Origin of the sequence: Streptomyces kebangsaanensis (assembly GCF_001906585.1) — a bacterium.
GTDB lineage: Bacteria > Actinomycetota > Actinomycetes > Streptomycetales > Streptomycetaceae > Streptomyces > Streptomyces kebangsaanensis.
The window spans coordinates 134683-137914 of the sequence record NZ_JUJA01000154.1; the positions used below are offsets into that span (position 1 = coordinate 134683).

The 3232-nt window shown below is 69.8% G+C and carries 3 protein-coding genes; 1 reads left to right on the plus strand and 2 read right to left on the minus strand.

Going from position 1 to position 3232, the window contains the following annotated elements:
- On the plus strand, positions 1–1025 hold a 1025-nt coding region (locus tag RH94_RS25685; protein ID WP_234426049.1), incomplete at its 5' end, for an aldehyde dehydrogenase family protein.
- 306 nt (positions 1026–1331) lie between these two features.
- Here the strand turns inward: RH94_RS25685 and RH94_RS25690 are convergent.
- Together RH94_RS25690 and RH94_RS25695 are read right to left on the minus strand one after the other, a co-directional pair.
- The gene (locus RH94_RS25690) at positions 1332–1913 is read right to left on the minus strand and encodes an HD domain-containing protein (protein WP_073950355.1); all 582 of its coding nucleotides are present in this window, start codon (positions 1911–1913) and stop codon (positions 1332–1334) included.
- Between the two features lie 13 nt (positions 1914–1926).
- Positions 1927–2997, minus strand: coding sequence for a helix-turn-helix domain-containing protein (locus tag RH94_RS25695; protein ID WP_234426050.1), 1071 nt, complete (start codon positions 2995–2997; stop codon positions 1927–1929).
- Between the last annotated feature and the right edge of the window lie 235 nt (positions 2998–3232).

Consider the following 3232-nt stretch of genomic DNA (forward strand, 5'->3'; position numbering starts at 1 on the left):
GTTTCCCCAAGGGTGTCGTGCTCGGCATCGCGCCGTTCAACTTCCCGCTGAACCTGTGCGCCCACAAGGTCGCCCCGGCCGTCGCCGCCGGCGCCCCGATCATCCTCAAGCCGGCCCCGGCCACCCCGCTGTCCGGCCTGATCCTCGGCGAGCTGCTGGCCGAGACCGACCTGCCGGCCGGTTCCTGGTCGATCCTCCCGGTCCCCAACGACAAGATGCCCGCCCTGGTCCAGGACGAGCGGCTGCCGGTCATCTCCTTCACCGGTTCGGAGAAGGTCGGCTACGCGATCATGGACTCGGTGCCGCGCAAGCACTGCACCCTGGAGCTCGGCGGCAACGGCGCGGCCGTCGTCCTCGCCGACTGGGCGAGCGACGAGGACCTGGACTGGGCCGCGAACCGCATCGCCACCTTCTCCAACTACCAGGGCGGCCAGTCCTGCATCTCCGTGCAGCGCGTGATCGCCGACGCCTCCGTGTACGAGCGCCTGCTGCCGCGCGTCGTCGCCGCCGTCGAGGCCCAGGTCACCGGCGACCCCTCCGACGCCGCGACCGACGTCGGCCCGCTGGTCAGCGAGGACGCCGCCCAGCGCGTGGAGTCCTGGGTGCAGGAGGCCGTCGAGGCGGGCGCCACCCTCCTCACCGGCGGCAAGCGCGACGGCGCCTCCTACGCGCCGACCGTCCTGACCGACGTACCGGCCGACGTGACGATCGCCTGCGAGGAGGTCTTCGGCCCCGTCCTGACCGTGCAGAAGGTGAACGGCGAGGCCGAGGCCTTCGCCGCGGTCAACGACTCCAAGTACGGCCTCCAGGCCGGCATCTTCACCCACGACCTCCAGACCGCCTTCCGCGCCCACCGCGCCCTGGAGGTCGGCGGCGTGGTCATCGGCGACGTCCCCTCCTACCGCGCCGACCAGATGCCCTACGGCGGCGCCAAGCAGTCCGGCGTGGGCCGCGAGGGCGTGAGGTTCGCGATGGACGACTACACGTACGAGCGCGTCCTGGTCCTGACGGGGCTGGCCCTGTAGGCCCGACAACCGACGATGGCCGGAGCCCATGCTGTGCGGGGGCTCCGGCCGTCGTCGTATGCCAGTGTGCTGACTTGGGGAAAGAGTCGAAAATTGGCGAAGGGGGGCCGACCTCCCGGCACGACGAGCGTTGTTCCGCGCAAGAACAGGGCCGGGGAGACCGCCGGCTATCAGGTGAAGTGGCGAGAGGGTGGCTCGAGGACCGGCGACTGGCAGCACGAGTGATCCAACCACCTTGGAGATCATTTTGTTGGGAAACCCGAGTGGAGGCCGGGCGTGAGACAGGGCCCGGCCCGGTAAAGAGCGTCAGCCCTTTTCACCGAGGGCAGCGCGGAGCCAGTCGAGTGAGCCGGTCTCCAGGACGGCATCCGCGAGGACCTGACCGCTCTTGGTGACGATCCGTCGGCGGCTGTTGTCGATCCAGCGCTGTGCGTTCTCATAGCCCTGCGACCGGTATTCGATGCCTTGGAGCATGCACTCCAGCTTGTCGGCGTCCCGGGCACAGACGGCCTCCGGGGACTCCTTCGCCTCGTACTCGGCGATGATCTCGGTCACGGCCTGCGCCACGATCTCGGGCATGCCGGCGACCTGGTCCGCGGCGATCTCGCGTGGGTCGGCCTCACCGTCGGTGTACTTCTTCCCGAGGTGGTTGACGTCGCCGGTGCGGGTCTCGCCGGTGTCATGCCAGACGGCGAGGAGCGCGGCCCGAGCCGGGTCGGCGCCCTCCAGTTTGGCGATGACGGACGCGATCAGGCTGGTGCGCCATGAGTGCTCGGCGACCGTCTCGGGGGTGCGTACGCCCGCCATCCACCACCCGGTGCGCGCGGTGTGCTTGAGCGTGCCGGCCTCGAAAAGGAAGCGCGCCACCGCGGTAAGGTCCTCGGCCACTGTCGGGCTCCTCTCACGCCTCGGCGAGGCGGATCGCGTAGCGGATGCTTTCCAGCTCCCGCCTGCTACGGGACGAGAGCTCCCGGCTATCCAACATGATCGGCAGCCGGTCGCGTAGGGCTCGAGCGGCGGTGCCGAAGCGCAGGAGGTTGGGCCGCACCTGGATCAGGGACCACACGGAGTGGATGTTGAGGTTCACGTATCCGTGCTCGGGTGCGAGACCCTGGACGAGGTGGGTGAGGAGCCTGTCCCCGGGCCACGGCCGGGGCTCGCGGTCCGCGATGAAGTCGTCCGACAGTTCCGGTGTGCGCATCTCGCCGACCCAGTACGCCCAATAGTTCAGGTTGGCAGCCTGGCCGGCATCGTCCTGGAGGGCGGTGTCGATGAAGTGGGCCATGCGGTCGCGGTCGCCATGGCGGGCGGAGACGGCCGCGACCGAGCGGGCGTTGAGCCAGCGGGTGAGCCAGTCGTCGGGGTGTGCGGTGCGCTGCTGGTGGGCCAGCCACTCGGCAGCATCCGGGGTGGTGTCGTAGCCGGAGAGGTAGAGGGCCTGTCGGCGCAGCAGGAATTTCCCCCGGCCGCGGGCGTGTTCGGCGGTGCGTCTCATCTGCGTGAAGAACACGCGGCGCTCGTCGTGGGTCAGTGCTGGGCCGGGTGGCGCGGGGCCGCGGCGCGGACGCGCGGGCGAGGGGAGGTTCCGCACGGACTGCGGCGGCACGCCGTTGAGGGGCCACGCCAGCACCTCGCCGAGCTCGCGTTGCATGACCACCGTGCCGAGCGGGCTCTCCTCGACCGGGGTGTCCTCGTCGAGGACGGCGGCGAGAAGGACGTCTGCCTCCAGCGCGCGTTCGAGGGCTTGGAGGAGAGCGGCAGGGGTGCCCATCTGCATGAGGCGGTGCCGGTGCCGGAGCATCTGCCCGACCGGCACGGCGGTCAGTGGGCGGCGCCCGGTCTCCCATCCGGCGATCGTGTCCGGGCTCACCTGCAGCCGCTCCGCGGTCTCCTCCTGCGTGTATCCCTGCTGCTCCCTTATGACGCGCAGGACGTACCCGGAGATCAGGCCGGTGCGGGGCCGTGACGGCATTCCCGTACTGCTGGTCAGGGTTGGTCGAGGTCCAGGCCGCATGGGGTGTCCATCCCGAAGGTTCGAGCACAAACCACCTGTACTCACGGTCACTTCCAGCCCCGACCTGCGCTTTCTACCGTCGAGGCATCGCAGTTTCGAGCGTAGAGGGAGGCAGTTGCGCATGTGTCCCGTTCGGGAAGTCGATGGCTCGAAGATGGCAGGCCGGGAGGTGTCGTGGTGAGGGAGGAGATGC